The organism is Actinomadura sp. 3N407, from assembly GCF_052245875.1.
Lineage (GTDB): Bacteria > Actinomycetota > Actinomycetes > Streptosporangiales > Streptosporangiaceae > Spirillospora.
On sequence record NZ_JBQQBP010000004.1, the window covers coordinates 419,779 to 437,561 of the forward strand.

Genomic DNA, 17,783 nt, shown 5'->3' on the forward strand with positions numbered 1-17,783 from the left:
TCCCTCGTGGCCGGCACGTACCAGAACTGGACGGTACAGTACTGCGTTGGGTACTGAGCCGTCCAGTACTATGGCTTCACATTCATCAGAGGAGGCAGTCATCGAAGAGCCGGCTCACGGCGCGGCAGCGGCCGACAGGGGTTCCGGGGACGGCGGGCTCGCCGAGGCAGGCCGATCCGCCAGGAAGCACCGGGCGATCATCGAGGCCGCCCGCACGGTGTTCCTGCGCAAGGGGTACGGCGGCGCCAGCATGGACGAGGTGGCCGCGCTCGCCGCGGTGTCCAAGCAGACCATCTACAAGCACTTCGCCGACAAGAAGCGGCTGTTCACCGCGATCGTCACAGGTGACATCAGCGACACCGAGATGCTGACCCATCAGATGGTCGCTGCGCTGGGCGACAGCGAGGACCTGGAGAAGGACCTCCGGGAGTTCGCACGCAGGCACATCGTCGAGGTCACCCAACCGCACCTGGTCCGGCTGCGGCGCACCGTCATCGCCGAAGCCGAGCGTTTCCCCGAGCTGGCCCGCACGTGGTACGCCAACGGACCCGAGCGCGGGCACGCCGCCTTCGCCGAGCAGTTCCGCGCGCTCGCCCGGCGCGGGCTCCTGAGCATGGACGACCCGATGCTGGCCGCCCAGCACTTCAACTGGCTGATCCTGTCCATCCCGCTGAACAAAGCGATGTTCCATGGCGACGCCGGCGAGTTCACCCCAGAAGAGCTCGAAAGCTACGCCGACGAGGCTGTCCGCGTCTTCCTCGCCGCCTACGGCACCCCGCAGACCCGCCAGAAAACCCGCTGACAACCGACAAGACCGCGTAACTCAATAATCGAGCGGCACACGCCATCGGTCCGACGACTGAGGCCGACTTGCTCACCGCCCTGGACCTTCCCGCCTGACCAGTGATGACGGGCGTGTCGCGGCCTTCGGCCGGGCCCCGGCAGGTGAATGAGTCGTCAAGGTCACCCGGTCGGCGCCGGCGGGTCGTGCCGCTGCCCCGGATTCGGCCTGTCCTGGGACGCCGGGGCACTGGCCTCGGCCACGCCGGCGGGGTCCCAGTAGAAGGGACGGCATTCGAGCATGCGCCCGTCTCTGACAGTGACCACCTGCAGGATCCACGTCTCGATCTCCCGGCCCGTGGCGCGGGCCCGGAACCGGACCCGATTACGCACCACCACGGTGTCGTCGTCCCCCCAGTGCTCCTGGTCCAGGAACTCCATCGACTCCCAGAGCTCGCTGAAGATGGCCAGGAACCGTTCCATACCGTCCCGGCCCCGCCACGCGCCGGTCCCGGTGAACGGCAGTCCCGGAGCCTGATGCAGCACCACCTCGGGATCCAGATACGCGGCGACCCGGTCATAGCCGGCCTTCCCGTATCCGCCCGCGGCCACATACGCCGCCTCGGCCTTGTAGAACCGCTGCATCACCGACCAGGCATTGTCCGGCCGGTCTGCGGGTGCGACGCCCGACTCGTGCGCGGTGGAAGTCTCCACGGTCATCACCATTCCCCTCTTCGGCTACGCCTGGAGAACCCCGCCTCAACGACACTGGTTGCACTTTGGTCGTCGCCTTCTGAGCTGAGAGGTCATCGCCTGCCGAGGAGGTGATCGCGATGAGCGATGCGGCGGATGGCGCAGCACACGGGGTGGTGGTGCCCGCGCGGGCGCGGCGCCGGGTCGCCGTGGTGGCCGCCACCGTCTCGGCGTTTCAACTCGGCATCAGGCTCGGTAGGTCCCTCTCCCGATCGCGGCTCGGCGGCCGAAGATACAACTGACGGTTGGCGATCTTGTCGGTGGTCGTCATTGGACTGATGGGCGAAGGCGACCAAGATGGGTTGTCATGACGGACAACTCTCCCCATGCCCTGCTGGGCTCGCTGGCCGCGAAGGGCCTGCGGTGCGAGACGCCCACCCGCGAGGAGGCGCTGGCGGTTCTGCGCACCGCGGACGAGGACATCCTCGACGTGGTGGCGGCGGCCTCGAGGGTGCGGCGACGCCACTTCGGCACGCGGGTCAAGCTCAACCACCTGGTCAACATGAAGAGCGGTCTATGCCCCGAGGACTGCACGTACTGTTCCCAACGGCTCGGCTCGACGTCGGAGATCCTCAAGTACACCTGGATCAGCTCCGGCGAGGCGGCGGGCAACGCCGAACGTGCCATCGCGGCCGGCGCCAAGCGGGTGTGCCTGGTCGCCAGCGGCCGTGGTCCGGCCGACCGTGACATCGGCCGGGTCGCCGACACGATCGGCACGATCAAGGAAGCCGCTCCCGACGTGGAGGTGTGCGTCTGCCTGGGGCTGCTCAAGCCGGGCCAGGCCGACCGGCTGCGCGAGGCGGGCGCGGACGCCTACAACCACAACCTCAACACGAGCGAGGACAACTACCGGGAGATCTGCTCGACCCACACGTTCAAGGACCGGGTGCAGACGGTCGACGACGCCAAGCGGGCGGGCCTCTCACCCTGTTCGGGAGCCATTTTCGGGATGGGCGAGGTCGACGACGACATCGTGGACGTAGCCTTCGCGCTACGCGACCTTGACCCCGACTCGGTGCCGGTCAACTTCCTGATCCCCTTCGAGGGCACCCCGCTCGGCGGCCGCTGGGACCTGACCCCGCATCGCTGCCTGCGCATCCTGGCGATGTTCCGGTTCGTGTTCCCCGACGTGGAGGTGCGGCTGGCCGGCGGCCGGGAGATCCACCTGCGCGGCCTGCAGCCGCTGGCCCTGCACGTGGTCAACTCGATCTTCCTGGGCGACTACCTGACCAGCGAGGGCCAGCCCGGCGCCGACGATCTGAAGATGATCGCCGACGCCGGGTTCGTCGTCGAGGGCGCCGGCGAGCAGACCCTGCCCGACGCCCGCCACGACCTGGTCGCGCTGCGCCGCCGGGGTGCCGGAACCGACCTGCCCGCCAACACCTGAAACCGCCCCGTACCCGGGGGTGGCACGAGAGTTGGCAGGCCGGGCCATTGCCTGAATGCTCCGCGCCCAGGACCCCAGATCTTCATGAATCTTCTAGTGCCGGACTTCGACGATGACCTTGCCGATGTGGGCGTTGGACTCCAGACGGCGGTGGGCGTCGACGATTTCGGTGAGGTCGAAGGTCGTGGTCGGCGATGCGGATGGCGGCGATTCCGACCGCACCGGCGGCGGCGCCTGCCCGCAGGCCGCCAAGCTCTGCTCGTCCTGGCCCATCTGCGCATTGGACACACCTACGCCCAGCTCGCGGCCGGGTTCGGTGTCGGGATCAGCACCGCCTACCGGTACGTGACCGAGGCGATCGAGGTCCTGGCCGCCCTGGCACTGACGCTCACCCAGGCGGCCCGGGCGGCGTCGACGAAGGCGTTCGTCTTGCTCGACGGAACACTGTGCCGATCGACCGGGTCGCCGCCGACCGCCCCTTCTACTCGGGAAGCACAAGAAACACGGGATGAACGTGCAGGTCCTCGCCCATCCGGCCGGACGGCTGCTGTGGGCTTCGCCGGCCCGGCCCGGCGCCGTCCACGACGTCCGCGCGGCCCGCGAGGACCCGGACAACGGGCCTCGTCCAGGCCGTCCTCTGCCTCCATCCGGCCAGCTCAGACTGAGGATGGAAAAGGCTCAGTAATCAGCCAGCGGTCATGCTCTGCGGAAGGAGGTGTTGCCACCTGCCGCGACATGAACTGAGCGTCCCTTGAGATGTGAACCCCTCCCCCGCGTGGGGGAACCGCCTGCGACTCGCGGGGGAAGCCCGAGGGGATCTTTCTCGCGATCCTGAACGTGTCAGGCGTCCCAACGCTTTTGGTGGCCGGAAATGAGGAAGTGACTCCGTGGACATCATTCGGCGTGTCTGGGTGTTTCGCTGGGCTCGCTCATGGTGATCGTATGAACGCAGCGTTCCAGCCCGAACTCGTCCCGACGTGGGCCAAACTGGCCACTTGGGCAGCCCCCTTGACCGTGCTTCCTTCTGCCATCTGGCGGCTGGTCACGGCGATCAGCGCCCATGCCGGCGGAGAGAACCCCTGCTTTCCGCCGACTGCGTCGCTGGCAGAGAAGATCTACGTGCCGTCGCTGTCGTTCATCGAACTCGGTTCCGCGCTAATGACGTTCGGCCTGATCAGACGGTGGGGGGAGGTCTTTCCCCGCTGGGTGCCCTTCATCGGCGCTCGCCGGATACCGGTGACCGCGGTCGCGGCAGTCGCGATCATGGGGGCCATCCTGGCCACCCTTGCAGTATGGGGGATGACGGCGACCTTCGTGATGGGCACCGAACCGCTGAACCGGGTACCACCCGGGTGTACTCGCCCGGGATGGGACGTCGCCGTCTTGTACCTTCCGTCGGTGTTGTGGCCGCCGCTGCTCTTGGCAGTGACCTGGCACTACATCCAACGCCGCCGTATCTCAAAAATGGCCGACGTCAAAGCCCCGTAAGACCCAGACAGGAATCAAGAAATCCGCAAGAGCGCCCGCCACAACCGGGTGGCGAATGCTCCGGCTCGCGGAGGTCCAGGCTGAGAAACCCCGATTCAGGCGCGTGTCCGGCCGATCGGTCGGCTCGGTGCGGCGGGGCCGTAGAAGTCTTCACCACCTCCGGAGTGGACGCCGCTCCACAGCCGCACCCGCCGGGCGATGTTACGCGGACACCGGAAACCGACGAAACCTGGAGACGGCCCGGCGGACCGGCCACGCCGGCGAGGTCACCGTAGTGGCGTTCAGTCCTGAGGGCGGCGCTGGACATATCGATGCCGGACGGGCAGACAAGCATGCGAAGCCTCTGGTGGAGCCGGTCTTCTTGGTCGAAAACCCATCTACCAGGGGCTTCGCTCGTCTGTCAGCCCAACTCCCAGATCACCGCAGCAGGTTGGAAAGGGCTCAATCTTGCGCCCGGTCTATACCACCGGACCGTCAGGCGCCGGTGGTCGTGGGAAACTGGGTCACCCGGTGGAGACCGGTCCGCGACATCGCGAACCGTTCGATGGATCCCCCATTTACGAACATCCACCAACGCCGTCCTGAACGCCGCACACCCGGCTTGGAACGGCGATATCTACTGTTGCGACGCATTCGGTGTGGGCGGAGCGGTGAACGTTCGGTCCAGCTGGAGAACGATTCGTTGGAGGAGATCGCCACAGTGGGTGCGGTGGTAAGAGCACGTCGGGCGAGCGTGTCGCAAGACCGCCCGGAGCTGCGGAGTAAGCGCCGGTGGGGTAGTGCCGCCTCCCTCTTCGCGTTCCTCCACGCGCTGGCCTTCGAGGCCGTCCTCCTGGTCTTCGGTTCGACCGATACCTCGGTTGAGCTCCTGCTTTGGCTCGGCGCCATTACTTTGCAGTTCGTCGTGGTCGGGCATACCGCCGCCGCCTGGTGGAGCACGCGTGGGCACCCCGGGACCCGGGCGGTCACCGCCGACGGGTGGGACGGTGGAATCGACGTTTTCGTGACCGTGTGCGGGGAGCCGCTCGACGTCGTGCTTCCGGTGATTCGGGCGGCCCGGGACATGGACGTGTCCCACCGGACGTGGGTACTCGACGACGGCGCAAGCCTGGAACTGCGGGAACTGTGTCACCGCGCAGGCGTCGGATACCTTCGCCGTTCTGACCGGAGACATGGGAAGGCGGGCAACGTCAACCACGCGCTCGCCCATACCCGCGGTGAGCTGGTGGCGGTCTTCGACGCGGACCACCGACCGGATCGCGAGTTCCTTCGCCGGACCATTGGGCATTTCGCGGACGAGCGCCTGGCATTCGTCCAGACGCCGCAAAGCTACGGCGCTGGCCGATCGCTGGCCGCGCGTGGTGCCCGGCAGGCGCAGGGCGCCTTTTACCGCCATGTCATGCCGGGAAAGGCCGCGCAGACAGCGGCGCTCTGTGTGGGCACCAACGTGGTCTTCCGGCGCGCGGCACTCGACCAGGTCGGTGGGCTCTACCCCGGGAGCCAGTCCGAGGACGTGCACACCTCGCTCCGGCTGCACGCCCTCGGCTGGGGGACGCTCTATCTTCCGGAGATCCTCGCCCAGGGGCTACCCCCCGAGGACTGGCCGATGTTCCTACGCCAGCAGCGGCGCTGGGCTCGTGGGGCGTTCGAGATCCTTCTGAGCCGTCAGCTCTGGAGACGCAGTCGGCTGAGCCATCGGCAGCGTCTCCAGTACTGCCTGCTGGGGACGCACTACCTCGCCTCGATCATCGTCCTGCTCATGGCGTTCTTCCCGAGCGCGCATCTGCTGGGGCGTGTGTCACCGGTGTCGGCGCCACCGGAAATCCTGCTCACGCTCGTCTCCAGCGCGTTCGTGACGGTGGCGCTCGCGAACAGGGCGCAGAACGGGACCTACGGCATGGCCGGAGCGGTCGCGCACGCGGTCTCGAGCCCGGCATACGTCCTTGGTCTCCTGGAGGCGCTCGCGGGCCGGCGCGGCGGGTGGGCACCCACGCACGGGCCGGCGACGCCCGGGCTGTCCGCGGCCTCCGACGCCGCGGTCCGCGGGGCGATCGTGGCCGTCAACCTCGTGGCCGTGATCGTCGGTGCCGCCGCCGTCGCGGCCCGGCTCGGGTATGCGGGCGCCGCCGCCGCGTTCGGCCTGCCGGCCGCCGAAGACACGTGGGTCGTCCTGCCGGTGGCGTGGTGCCTGGCGATGGCGCTGACGTTCGTGCTGCCGCCGGACCGGGTGTTCGGATTCGCGCCGCCGGCCTTGCCGCTGCGCTGGTCAGGCGTGGTGATCTCGTGTGCGGGAGTGGTGCTGGCGGCGGCGGCCGCGGAACAGGTCTCCGCGCCGCCGATGCCACCGGTCCCGCGGCCCACGGCGGCAACGGTCTGGCGCGACGACTTCACCGGTCCGGCCGGCGCGCCGCCGGACGAACGGCGCTGGCTCTTCACCACCGGGCACAGCTACCCCGGGGGACCGCCGAACTGGGGAACCGGCGAGATCCAGGAGTACGTACGGTCACCGCGGCACGCCCGGCTGGACGGGAACGGACGGCTCGTGATCACGGCCACGGCCGACCGGGACGGGACCTACCGGTCCGCGCGGTTGGAGACGCGGCGCAGCGACCACCTTCCGCCGGAAGGCGGCACGCTGCGGATCCAGGCCAGAGTGAAGCTCCCCGCAGCGCGCGGGTCATGGGCGACGTTCTGGGCGCTGGGGCGTTCGTTCCGGAAGGATCTGAGGTGGCCGGACGCCGGCGAGATCGACGTGATCGAATACAGAGGGTCGCGGCCCAGCGAGGTGTACGGCGTCGCGCACTGCCCGGGCTGCGGGGAACCGATCGGGAAACGGGCGGGCCACCGCGACCGCTCGAGCCTGGCGAACGGATTCCACACCTACACGGTGGACTGGCACAGCGATCCGGACCGGATCGACTGGTACGCCGACGGGCATCGGTACCACTCGGTCACTCGCGCTGAGCTGGGCGAGCAAAGCTGGGTGTTCGACCAACCGGTCTTCGTGCTGCTGAACCTCGCGGTCGGCGGGTACTGGCCGGGTGCGCCGGAGCCGGCCGACTTCCCGTCCAGCATGACCGTCGACTACGTCGACATCAGAACCTGCCCGCACGGATGCCGGCGACCGGGTCCACCAGGCGAGGCTTCACCGAAACCGCATCCGCACCGGCCGATCGCCCGCGGCGGTGCGTCCGTCACGGCCGGCCGAGCCTGAGGTGGGCACGGTGACCCGGGTGCCCTCGCCTGGGCGGGGAAGGGCGTGTGCGCGACGACACCCGCCCTTCCCCTCATGTCACTGAAGGTTCTCGTCGCCCGGGGGTGCCACCGGCTCGGCGCGTTCCTGGGAGTCGGACAGGACGACGCGGCCGATGATCGCGTACTTGTCCGGGCGGGTCGCGCGCAGGAACGCGGCCAGCAGCAGCCCGAACAGGAACACGCCCAGCACCAGCCAGGGGATCAGCGGGAACAGCGGGCTGCCCGCGGCCGTGCCGGCGGCCGTCTCCAGGTTCATGAACAGCAGCACGATGAGGGCGATGAAGGCGATCCCGCCGAGCAGGGGCGCGGTGAGCGTCCGGAACCAGTGCCGGGACTCGCGATGGTTCCGCCGGAAGTACCCGATGACGGCGAACGAGCACAGACCCTGCACGATCAGGATCGCCATGGTGCCCGTCAGCGCCAGGAGCACGAACAGCACCTGGTACGGATCCTGGCCGGTGAACCAGAACAGCAGCACGATCGCGGTCGCGATGATCGACTGCACCGCGGAGGCCGTGTGCGGCGAGCCATGGCGGGCGTGGGCGCGGCCGAGCCCGCGATGCAGGATGCCCTCCCGGCCGATGGCGTACAGATAACGGCTCGCGCAGTTGTGGAAGGCCAGGGCGCAGGCGAAGGACCCGGTGATCAGCAACCACTGGAACGCGTCCACCGCCCAGGGGCCGAGGTAGGTCTCCGTCGGCTGGAGCATGATCGCGAACGGGTCGTTCCGGGCGAGGGCCACCGCCTCGGCGAGGCCGAGCCCCGAGACGGCCATCCAGGAGACGAACACGTAGAACAGGCCGATGCCCACCACGGTGATCATGGTGGCGATCGGGATGACGCGCCGGGGGTCGCGGGACTCCTCGCCGTACATGGCCGTCGACTCGAAACCGACCCAGGACCAGAAGGCGAAGAACAGGCCGAGCCCCGGGTTGACCCCGTCGAAGGCGTTGACCGGGTTGATCGGTTCGAGCGGCAGCCCGTCCGGGCCGCCGCCCTGGACGAGGACGCCCACGGCCATGGCGGTGAGCACCGCCAGCTCCCCGATCAGCAGCACGCCCAGCACCCGCGCGGCCAGGTTGAGGTCGAAGTGGGCCAGCACGGCGTTGACGGCGAGCGCCACCAGGGCGATCGCGATCCAGGGCACGTCGACGCCGAACTGCGCCTTGAGCGTCGCGTGCCCGAACGAGGAGAGCAGGCCGATCAGGCACGGCTCGAAGAGCATGTAGGCGATGACGGCGAGCAGGCCGGAGGCCATGCCGGGGCCGCGGCCGAGCCCGTGGGAGATGTAGCCGTAGAACGCGCCGGTCGTGGTGATGTGGCGGGCCATCGCGGTGTATCCGAGTGCGAACACGCTCAGCACCACGGTGGCGACCAGGTAGCCGGCGGGGGCGCCGGTCTCGTTGCCGAAGCCGAGCGCCACGGGCAGGTTGCCGGTCATCGCGGAGATCGGCGCCGCCGTGGCGACCACCATGAAGACGACGCCCACCAGCCCGACGCTGTTGGGCCGCAGCGCCTGGATCCGGGGCTGCCGCTGGGACGGAGTCGCTCGATCGGTCGATGAGTTCTCGATCATGAGAGTTCCTCGGGGGACTGGCCTGGTGGCTGCGACCGACGCATCCACGGCCGGCGCACTCGGTGGGGGCGCCTTACGTCGGACGAATCGGTGCTGGACGACCGCGATCGGCGGTACCGGCATGGTGGCATACCGATTCTGACCAAACAAGATATCGGTAGAGCCGAATAGTGGACGAGTTGGGCCGCGTGGTGCTGCAGGCCTGAGCGCGGAGCCAACGGTCTATGCTGACCGGTAGCGGTCGGACCGTAACGCGCGAGCGATGAGGGGAGCATGGGGTGGCGGGCGAAGCGGACACGGACCCGGACCTCGACAACCGGGACAGCGCCGTCGAAGAGGTCCGGCGCCGCCTGCTGGATGAGATCAACGGCGGCCGCCGGCGGCCGGGCGAGCGGCTCGGCGCCGAACGCGCGCTGGCCGAGCGGTACGGCGTGAGCCGGAACACGCTGCGGCAGGCGCTCGACAGCCTGGCCAGGGCCGGTCTGGTGCGGCGCACCGCCGGGCGCAACGGCGGCACCTTCGTCAGCCACCGCCCGGTCGAGCGAGACCTGTCGCACGTCGCCGGCGTTCCCGCCTACCTGCGGCGGCAGGGCTACAGCGCGGGCACCAAGATCCTGCGCACCGGCCTGGTCGAGGCGGACGAGACGGTCCGGCGGGCCCTGCGCCTCCCCGAGGGGACGTTCGTCGTCGAGCTCATCCGCATCCGCCTGGCCGACGGCATCCCGATCTCCCTCGAACACGCCCGGCTGCCCGAGAGCCTGTTCCCCGGCCTGCTGGAACGGCCGCTCGGCGGGTCGATCTACCAGCTGCTGGAAGAGTGCTACGGCGTGCGGCCGGTGACGGTCACCGAGCACATCGAGGTGGTGTCGGCCAAGGCCGCCGAAGGGGGGCTGCTCGGCGTGGACGCCGGCGCCCCGCTCCTGTCGATCGACCGGGTCGCCCGCTCGGCCGACGACGTGCCGTTCGAGCACTCCCGCGATCTGTTCCGGGCCGACCGCACCCGCATCACCGTGCAGAGCAAGAACGCCGGAACCGGGCACCAGGAGGACGCGGCGGCCGTCCGCATCACCCGCACCGACGTCGAGGGCACCTGACCTCCGTTCTTCCTCGAACCTTCCGGTTCGTCCGCGAACGGCGGGTGTCCTCCGCGCCCCTTCGGTTCATCCGCGAACGCCGCCGGTTCGTCCGCGAACGCCGCGGACGTCGAACCGTTCCCCCGCCGACGCTCCCGCGCGCCATCCCTGCGTCCCGCCGGGTGTCGTCGCCCTGACCCGGCCACCGGGATTCCGCAGGTTCTGCCGCCGCCCCTTGACAACCATAATTGAACCAGATCATGCTTACGGTTCACTAAATGGTTCGATCCGCCGTCAGGTGGCCGACATCGAGGCAGGTCCTGAGCATCGTGTTCGACTACGGATACTTCGCCTACACGTCCAAGGAAGATCTGCTGGACAGATCCGCGAGAACGTGGAACCCCGGCAAGACGGGCGCCTGGCTGGCCGATGGCATCGACCTGGTCATCGACCGCCGCGAGGGCTACTTCATCTGGGACATGTCGGGCAGGCGACTGATCGACGTCCACCTCAACGGAGGGACCTACAGCCTGGGACACCTCCACCCGGAACTGGTGGGCGCGCTGCGCGACGCCGTGCAGCGCTTCGACGTGGGCAACCACCACTTTCCGGCGCTGGCCCGGACCGCCCTCGCCGAGGCGCTGCTGGCCACCTGTGCCCCGCACATGAGCAAGGTGGTCTTCAGCAGCGGAGGCGGCGAGGCGATCGACATCGCCATCAAGTCGGCCCGCCACGCGACCGGGCGGTCCCGGATCGTGTCGGCGGTCAAGGCCTTCCACGGGCACACGGGCCTGGCGGTGGCGGCGGGCGACCGGCGTTTCTCCGAGCCGTTCCGCGCGTCCCGGCCCGAGGAGTTCACCCAGGTGCCGTTCAACGACCCGGCCGCGATGGAACAGGTGCTGGCCCGCGGTGACGTGGCCGGCGTGCTGCTCGAGACGATCCCGGCCACTTTCGGCTTTCCCATGCCGGCGCCCGGGTACCTCGAGACGGTCAAACGGCTGTGCGAGACCCACGGCGCCCTCTTCATCATCGACGAGGTCCAGACGGGGCTCATGCGCACCGGCGAGATGTGGGCCATCGACAAGCGCGGGGTCGTCCCGGACATCCTCGTCACCGGTAAGGGCCTGGGCGGCGGGCTGTACCCGATCGGGGCGGCACTGCTGAACGAGCGGGCGTCCCGCTGGCTGCACGAGGACGGCTGGGGCCACGTCTCGACCTTCGGCGGCGCCGAGCTCGGCTGCGTCATGGCGCTGACCGTGCTGGACATCTGCGGGCGCCCGGAGCTGCGCTCCACCGTCGGCCACATCGCCGGCTCGCTGGAACGGGGCCTGGCGGAGATCAGCGCGCGGCACGGCGACTTCTTCCACGGGATCCGGCAGGACGGTCTGGTCATCGGCCTGGAATTCGCCCATCCGCAGGGCGGCAAGCTGGTGAGCAGGGCGCTGTACGAACGCGGCGTATGGGCCATCCACGCGACCCTCGATCCGGCCGTCCTGCAGTTCAAGCCCGGGTTGCAGATGAGCCCGGATCTGGTGGACGAGCTGCTGGAACGCCTGGACGCGGCCGTCGGCGCCGCGCGCCGCGAAGCCACCGCGAGCCCGTACCGGAAGGCCGTGGCATGAACGGGCGGAGCATCGAGGAACAGCGGCGGACCGAGCGCGCCCGGCTGATGCTGGGCCGGGCGCGGTGGGCGGCCCGGGAGTTCGCGCGCTTCGACGCGGACCACGTGCGGCGCATCGTCGCCCAGGTCGCGGACGCCGCCGCGGCGTCGGCGCAGGAGTACGCCGAACGGGCGGTGCGCGAGACCGGGTTCGGCGTCGTCGAGCACAAGCGGATCAAGAACGAGCTGTGCTCGCGCGGCCTGGTCGAGCACTATGCGGGCGCGGATTTCACCAGCGCGCGCGTCGACGCCGCCGCCAAGATCGTGGAGATACCCCGCCCGGCCGGGGTGATCTTCGCTCTGACGCCGTCCACCAACCCGGTCTCCACCGTCTACTTCACGGTGCTGCTCACCCTGATGACCCGGAACGCGGTGATCATCAGCCCGCATCCGGCCGCCCGCGGCAGTTCGGCGGACGCGGTCCGGACGCTGGAACGCGCGGCGGTCGCGGCCGGGGCCCCCGACGGGGCGATCCAGGTGGTGGACGAGCCGTCCATCGCCCTGGTGGAGGCGCTCATGACGGACGAGCGCACCGACCTGATCCTGGCCACCGGAGGCCAGGCGGTGGTCAGGGCCGCCTACGGGTCCGGCAACCCGGCGCTCGGGGTCGGCCCGGGCAACGCGCCGGTGTTCGTGACCGCAACGGCCGATCTTCCCGCAGCGGCCGAGCACATCGTCACCAGCAAGGCGTTCGACAACTCGGTGATGTGCACGGCCGAGTCGGTGGTCATCGCCGACGAGCGGATCGCCGTCCCGCTCGTCGAGCATCTCCGGCACGCGGGCGCCCACCCCTGCACGCCCGAAGACCGCGACCGGCTCCGCTCGTACCTGTTCCCCGGTGGGGCGCTGAACACCTCCGCCATCGGCAAGGACGCCACCTGGATCGCCGGCGAGGCGGGCATCACGGTGCCCCCCGGTACCCGGGTACTGCTGGCCCCGTTCGAGTCCGCGGTGCCCGAGGAGCCGTTCACCCACGAGAAGCTCTCCCCGGTGCTGGGCCTGCAGACGGTGGCGGGGGCGCGGGAGGGCACGGCCGCGGCGCGCGCGATCCTGCGCATCGCCGGTGCCGGGCACTCGGCCGCGATCCACTCGTCCGTGCCGAGGGAGATCATGCACTACGCGGCGGGCGTGGGCGCCCTCCGGGTGATCGTGAACACCGGGAGCAGCACCGGCGCGGGCGGCTTCAGCACCGCCCTGGCCCCCACCATGACGGTCGGGACCGGCTACCTGGGGCGCAGTTCGCTGGGCGAGAACCTGGGACCGCAGCACCTGGTCGACTGGCAGCGCGTGGCCTACGACAGTGCCGCGGGCTTCGGCGACTTCACCGGCCTGCAGCCCTGGGACGCCGACGAGATCGAACACACCGGCCGCGAGGCCGTGCGCGCCGCGGCGCCGCCGAACGGGCATCGCCCCGGCGATCGACCCGCGTCACCGGACCGGCCGGATCTCGCCGCGCTCCGCGAGGAGATCCGGCGCCTGGTCATCCAGGAACTCCACGACGTGATCGGGACCGACCATGGCTGAACTCCGCTCGTTCATCTTCATCGACCAGCTCCAACCCCAGACGATGTGCTACCTGGGCACCTGGATCCGGGGCAGCCTGCCCCGCACCAACATGGCCGCCCAGATCATCGAGATCGCGCCGGGACTCGACATCGAGCCGCTGACCGACGTCGCGCTCAAGCACTCCGACGTGCACGCCGGGATCCTGGTCGTCGAGCGGCAGTTCGGCTACCTGGAACTGCACTCCCGCTCCACCTCGGCGGTGCGCGGCGCCGGCGCCGCGGTCCTCGACGCGCTCGGGGCGGACACATCTGCCACGGCCGCCCCCACCGTCCTCGCCTCGAAGATCATCACCAGCGTGGATCCCATGCACGCCTACCTGATCAACCGGAACAAGGCGGGCTCCATGACGCTTCCCGGCGAATCGCTGTTCGTGCTGGAGATGCAGCCGGCCTCCTACGCGATCCTGGCCGCCAACGAGGCCGAGAAGGCCGCCGATATCAAGGTCATCGACTATCGGATGATCGGCGCCACCGGACGCGTCTACCTCAGCGGCCGCGAGACCGACGTGCGCATGGCCGCCGAGGCGGCCGAGCGGGCCCTGCGGAGGGCCCGATGACCACGCTCGCCGGCCCGGCCGAACTACGGGAGGTCGTGCGCGACGTCGTGCGGGAGGTCGTGGCCGCGTTGGAACGCCCGGCGTCCTCCCCGCCCACGGTCGTCCAGCGGACCGTGTCGATCACCACGGATGCGGAGCTGGCGGCGTTCGTGGGCGATCTCCTGCGGCTGTTCGACGTCCCCGGCGATCGGCGGGCACTGCGCGAGGGACGCCTGAGATACCGCCTGGCGCCGCCCCCGGCGTCCGCCTCCCCCTCGGCGAATCCGCCTCCGGCGGATCCGCCTTCCGGAGAACCGGTTCCCCGGGAACCGGCGGTACGCAGGGTCGAGCGCGGGGCGGTCACCGAACGGCAGGTCGCCGATGCCGCCGGGCGCAACCTCACGCTGCTCCTCGGACGCCGCGCCGTCCTGACGCCGCTGGCGCGCGAGAAGGCACGCGAACTCGGCGTCGTGATCGAGAAGGAACCGCCGTGTTGAGGGCGACCGTGATCCGGGCCGTCTGGGCCAGCCGGAAGCTGCCCGATCTTCCCAGTGGCGCCTTCCTCGAAGTCGAGGTGGCCGACACCGGGTCCCGCATCGTCGCCTTCGACACCCTCGGCTGCGGCGTGGGCGAGCAGGTCCTGGTCGTCCAGGGCGCGGTGGCCGCGGCCCAGTTCCCCGCGCCGCCGCCCCCGATCGACGCCCTGCTCATCGGGTCCATCGACCCGCCGGCCGCGGAGAACGCGACCGGCTGACCGCGCATCGCGCGTCCAGTAAGGCACCATCACCGAAAGGAACATCGAAATGTCGAGCAATGCGATCGGAATGATCGAGACACGAGGCTACGTCGCGGCCCTCGCCGCCTCCGACGCCATGGTCAAGGCCGCCAACGTGACCATCGTCGGACGGGAGGAGGTCGGTGACGGCCTGATCGCGGTCGTCGTCAACGGGGACGTCGGCGCGGTCAAGGCCGCGACCGAGGCGGCCGCCGAGACGGCCTCGACCGTCGGCGAGCTGGTCTCCGTCCACGTCATCCCCAGGCCCCACGCCGAACTCGCCAAGCACTTCAACGTCGCCGCCGAGTGACCGCGATGCCCCCGAAACGCATCGGCGACCGGGAACGACCGGAAGGCACGGCCCCGCCCCAGGCGTCCCAGCGGGCGAAGTCCCCCGCGAAGCCGGGCCGCGCCACCGCGCCCGCGGCACCGGCCGCCAAGGCCGGCACCGCGGCGGCCGGGCGGACCGCCGAACTGCGGGTCTACCTGCTGCTGGAAAGCCTGCGCCGGCAGTTCGCCGCATATCTGGGAACCCCCACCAGAGGGCGCGGCTACCCGCCGCTGGAGGGCGACCACGCCCTGATCGTGGAGGTGGCGCCCGGCCTGGCGATCGAGCGTGTCACCGACCTGGCGGTCAAGTCGGTCCCCGAGATCGAGGTGGGCCTGCTGTTCGTGGAACGCCAGTTCGGCATCCTCGAGGTGCACGCCGGCAGCCTCGCCAAGGTCATGGAGTCCGGGGAGGCGATCCTCGCCGGGATCGGGGCGAGCGGCAGCGCCCAGCTGCGGCCGAGGATCCTGTACTCCGACATCATCGAGAACATCACCGACCAGCACGCGGTCATCGCCAACCGGAACCGGCAGGCGTCGATGGTCATGCCCGGCCAGCACCTGCTGGTCTTCGAGATGGCGCCGGCGCTGTTCGCCGCCGTCGCGGCCAACGCGGCCGAGGCGGTCGCGCCGGACAACACGCTGGTCGACGTCCAGATGATCGGGGCGGCGGGACGCGTCTACATCGCCGGGGCGGCCGAGGGTGTCGCCCGGGCTCGCGACGAGATCGAAAGGGTGCTCCTGTCCATCGAGGGCCGCGACTGACATCCGGCCGCACACCTGTGGAGGACACATGAGCGAGCAGGGAAACGCTCATCACCCCGACCGCCTGCGAGCGATCGCCGAGGCCGCGCTGCCGCACTACGGCTGGGACCCGGCGACGGCCGAGGTCACCTTGCTGAACCTGTCGGAGAACGCGACCTACCTTCTCCGGGACGGGGAACTCGAAGCGGTGCTGCGCGTGCACCGCCCCGATTACCACGACCTCGAAGCCATCCGTTCCGAACTCGCCTGGACGGCCTCGCTGCGCCAGGAGGCGCAGGTCGCCGCCCCCGTCGCGCTCCCCACCACCGGTGGGCGGCTGGTTGCCGACGTCGCCCATCCGGACGGCATCGAACGGCGTCACTGCGTGCTCTTCGAACGCCTGCCCGGAGAGGCGCCGTCCGAAGACGAGGAACTGGTCCCCTGGTTCGAAAGGCTCGGCCAGATCACCGCCGGGCTGCACCGGCACGCGCGCGGATGGCGTCCCCCGCCGTGGTTCCGCAGGTTCAGCTGGGACTGCGACGACGCCTTCGGAGAACTTCCCCGCTGGGGCCACTGGCGCGACGGGCCCGGCGTCGGGCTCGCGGAGACCGCGCTGCTGGAACGCGTGGAGCGGCTGGTCCGTGCGCGCCTGGACCGATTCGGCCGGACCCCGGACCGCTTCGGGCTCGTGCACGCGGACATGCGGCTGGCGAACCTGCTGCACCATGAGAGCACCACCCACGTCATCGACTTCGACGACTGCGGATACAGCTGGCACCTCTACGACCTGGCAACCGCTCTGACGTTCATCGAGGATCATCCGCGGGCCGGGCAGATGATCGACGCCTGGCTGCGCGGATACGGCACGGTCCGCGCACTGTCCAGCGCGGAACTGGCGGAGATCCCCACGCTGATCATGCTCCGCCGGCTGCTGATGATCGCATGGCTGGGATCCCACGGCGAGGTGCCCGAAGCCAAGACGCTCGCCGCCACGTACACACCCGCCGCATGCGCCATGGCGGAGCAATACCTGGCCAAGCCGGACGTGCTCCACTAGACAAGGAGAACAGGCAATGTTCACCCCCATAACAGGGCGCTCGGTCGTGGTGACCGGCGGCAGCAAGGGCATCGGCAAGGGCATCGCGGCCGTCTTCGCGCGCGCCGGCGCCCATGTCCTCATCACCGCACGCGACGAAGCCGCCGCGCGACGGACGGCCGCGGAGATCGCGGCGGACGAGGCGGTCACCGGCCGGATCTCCGCCATCGCCGCGGACGTGTCGAACGAGGAGGACTGCGAGCGCGTGGCGCTCACCGCGCGGGAACGCCACGGCGGGATCGACGTCGTCTGCGCCAACGCCGGAATCTTCCCCTCGACCCCGCTCGTCGAGATGACCGCTGCGGACCTGGACGCCGTTCTCGGGGTCAACCTCAAGGGCGCCATCCTCTCCGTCCGGGCCTGCCTGGACGCGCTGACCAGGTCGGGCAACGGCCGGGTCATCATCACCTCCTCCATCACCGGACCGCTCACCGGGTTCGCCGGCTGGTCCCACTACGGGGCGAGCAAGGCGGGCCAGCTCGGTTTCGCCCGCAGCGCCGCCCTCGAACTGGCCGAGGCCGGCATCACGGTCAACGCCATCCTGCCCGGCAACGTCCTCACCGAAGGTGTCGCCGAACTCGGCGACGGATACCTGAAGTCGATGGCCGCGTCCATCCCGCTGGGACGCCTGGGCACGGTCGAGGACGTCGGCAATCTGGCCCTCTTCCTGGCGACCGACGAAGCGGCCTTCATCACCGGCCAGACCTTCGTGGTCGACGGTGGCCAAGTGCTCCCCGAATCCCTGGACGCCGTGGCAGGTTGAGCGAC

At 70.0% G+C, this 17,783-nt stretch carries 18 protein-coding genes and 1 pseudogene; 16 read left to right on the forward strand and 3 right to left on the reverse strand.

Going from position 1 to position 17,783, the window contains the following annotated elements; genetic code table 11:
• The first annotated feature begins 70 nt into the window (after positions 1-70).
• Entirely contained in the window at positions 71-802 is a 732-nt protein-coding gene (locus ACTWPP_RS12535) for a TetR/AcrR family transcriptional regulator (RefSeq protein ID WP_443104374.1), read from the forward strand.
• A gap of 161 nt (positions 803-963) precedes the next feature.
• Here the strand turns inward: ACTWPP_RS12535 and ACTWPP_RS12540 are convergent, their stop codons facing one another.
• On the reverse strand, positions 964-1,500 hold the full coding sequence (locus ACTWPP_RS12540; protein ID WP_443104375.1) for a nuclear transport factor 2 family protein: 537 nt from the start codon (positions 1,498-1,500) through the stop codon (positions 964-966).
• Between the two features lie 113 nt (positions 1,501-1,613).
• Between ACTWPP_RS12540 and ACTWPP_RS12545 the strand changes: the two genes are divergently transcribed.
• Together ACTWPP_RS12545 and bioB are read left to right on the forward strand one after the other, a co-directional pair.
• Positions 1,614-1,775 (forward strand): hypothetical protein, encoded by a 162-nt coding sequence (locus ACTWPP_RS12545; RefSeq protein ID WP_443104376.1) that lies wholly within the window; start codon positions 1,614-1,616, stop codon positions 1,773-1,775.
• 65 nt (positions 1,776-1,840) lie between these two features.
• Positions 1,841-2,920: a biotin synthase BioB gene (bioB, locus tag ACTWPP_RS12550; protein ID WP_443104377.1), complete on the forward strand. Its 1,080-nt coding sequence runs from the start codon at positions 1,841-1,843 to the stop codon at positions 2,918-2,920.
• 93 nt (positions 2,921-3,013) lie between these two features.
• On the opposite strand, the gene ACTWPP_RS12555 is transcribed toward bioB, so the two are convergent.
• Positions 3,014-3,193, reverse strand: a complete 180-nt coding sequence (locus ACTWPP_RS12555; RefSeq protein WP_443104577.1) for a zinc-binding dehydrogenase — start codon at positions 3,191-3,193, stop codon at positions 3,014-3,016.
• Here ACTWPP_RS12555 and ACTWPP_RS12560 point away from each other — a divergent pair.
• From ACTWPP_RS12560 to ACTWPP_RS12570, 3 genes and pseudogenes are all read left to right on the forward strand, one after another.
• Positions 3,140-3,524 (forward strand): annotated as a pseudogene (locus tag ACTWPP_RS12560) (transposase family protein); the annotation flags it as partial. The gene ACTWPP_RS12555 and the pseudogene ACTWPP_RS12560 sit on opposite strands and share 54 nt — an antisense overlap.
• A 338-nt stretch (positions 3,525-3,862) precedes the next feature.
• Positions 3,863-4,408, forward strand: a complete 546-nt coding sequence (locus ACTWPP_RS12565) for a hypothetical protein (RefSeq protein WP_443104378.1) — start codon at positions 3,863-3,865, stop codon at positions 4,406-4,408.
• A 733-nt stretch (positions 4,409-5,141) separates the two neighbouring features.
• Positions 5,142-7,622 carry a glycosyltransferase family 2 protein gene (locus ACTWPP_RS12570; protein ID WP_443104379.1) on the forward strand — a complete coding sequence of 827 codons (2,481 nt, stop codon included), beginning with the start codon at positions 5,142-5,144 and terminating at the stop codon, positions 7,620-7,622.
• A 78-nt stretch (positions 7,623-7,700) separates the two neighbouring features.
• On the opposite strand, the gene ACTWPP_RS12575 is transcribed toward ACTWPP_RS12570, so the two are convergent.
• Positions 7,701-9,239 carry an APC family permease gene (locus ACTWPP_RS12575; protein WP_443104380.1) on the reverse strand — a complete coding sequence of 513 codons (1,539 nt, stop codon included), beginning with the start codon at positions 9,237-9,239 and terminating at the stop codon, positions 7,701-7,703.
• A 278-nt stretch (positions 9,240-9,517) separates the two neighbouring features.
• Here ACTWPP_RS12575 and ACTWPP_RS12580 point away from each other — a divergent pair, with 278 nt between their 5' ends.
• The 10 genes from ACTWPP_RS12580 to fabG all read left to right on the forward strand — a co-directional run bounded on the left by ACTWPP_RS12580 (position 9,518) and on the right by fabG (position 17,778).
• Positions 9,518-10,333 carry a GntR family transcriptional regulator gene (locus ACTWPP_RS12580; RefSeq protein ID WP_443104381.1) on the forward strand — a complete coding sequence of 272 codons (816 nt, stop codon included), beginning with the start codon at positions 9,518-9,520 and terminating at the stop codon, positions 10,331-10,333.
• Between the two features lie 257 nt (positions 10,334-10,590).
• The gene (locus ACTWPP_RS12585) at positions 10,591-11,934 is read left to right on the forward strand and encodes a class-III pyridoxal-phosphate-dependent aminotransferase (RefSeq protein ID WP_443104382.1); all 1,344 of its coding nucleotides are present in this window, start codon (positions 10,591-10,593) and stop codon (positions 11,932-11,934) included.
• A complete protein-coding gene (locus ACTWPP_RS12590; RefSeq protein WP_443104383.1) occupies positions 11,931-13,496 on the forward strand; it encodes an aldehyde dehydrogenase family protein in 1,566 nt (521 codons plus the stop codon). The genes ACTWPP_RS12585 and ACTWPP_RS12590 overlap by 4 nt, the downstream gene beginning before the upstream one ends.
• Positions 13,489-14,094 (forward strand): BMC domain-containing protein, encoded by a 606-nt coding sequence (locus tag ACTWPP_RS12595; protein ID WP_443104384.1) that lies wholly within the window; start codon positions 13,489-13,491, stop codon positions 14,092-14,094. Before ACTWPP_RS12590 ends, ACTWPP_RS12595 begins: the two co-directional genes overlap by 8 nt.
• The gene (locus ACTWPP_RS12600) at positions 14,091-14,570 is read left to right on the forward strand and encodes a hypothetical protein (RefSeq protein ID WP_443104385.1); all 480 of its coding nucleotides are present in this window, start codon (positions 14,091-14,093) and stop codon (positions 14,568-14,570) included. The genes ACTWPP_RS12595 and ACTWPP_RS12600 overlap by 4 nt, the downstream gene beginning before the upstream one ends.
• Positions 14,564-14,827, forward strand: coding sequence for a EutN/CcmL family microcompartment protein (locus ACTWPP_RS12605; protein WP_443104386.1), 264 nt, complete (start codon positions 14,564-14,566; stop codon positions 14,825-14,827). Before ACTWPP_RS12600 ends, ACTWPP_RS12605 begins: the two co-directional genes overlap by 7 nt.
• A 49-nt stretch (positions 14,828-14,876) precedes the next feature.
• A complete protein-coding gene (locus tag ACTWPP_RS12610) occupies positions 14,877-15,158 on the forward strand; it encodes a BMC domain-containing protein (protein ID WP_443104387.1) in 282 nt (93 codons plus the stop codon).
• Positions 15,159-15,163: 5 nt separating this feature from the next.
• Positions 15,164-15,940, forward strand: coding sequence for a hypothetical protein (locus ACTWPP_RS12615; protein WP_443104388.1), 777 nt, complete (start codon positions 15,164-15,166; stop codon positions 15,938-15,940).
• Positions 15,941-15,968: 28 nt separating this feature from the next.
• The gene (locus ACTWPP_RS12620; protein WP_443104389.1) at positions 15,969-16,976 is read left to right on the forward strand and encodes a phosphotransferase enzyme family protein; all 1,008 of its coding nucleotides are present in this window, start codon (positions 15,969-15,971) and stop codon (positions 16,974-16,976) included.
• Between the two features lie 16 nt (positions 16,977-16,992).
• Positions 16,993-17,778: a 3-oxoacyl-ACP reductase FabG gene (gene fabG, locus ACTWPP_RS12625; protein WP_443104390.1), complete on the forward strand. Its 786-nt coding sequence runs from the start codon at positions 16,993-16,995 to the stop codon at positions 17,776-17,778.
• Positions 17,779-17,783 lie beyond the last annotated feature (5 nt).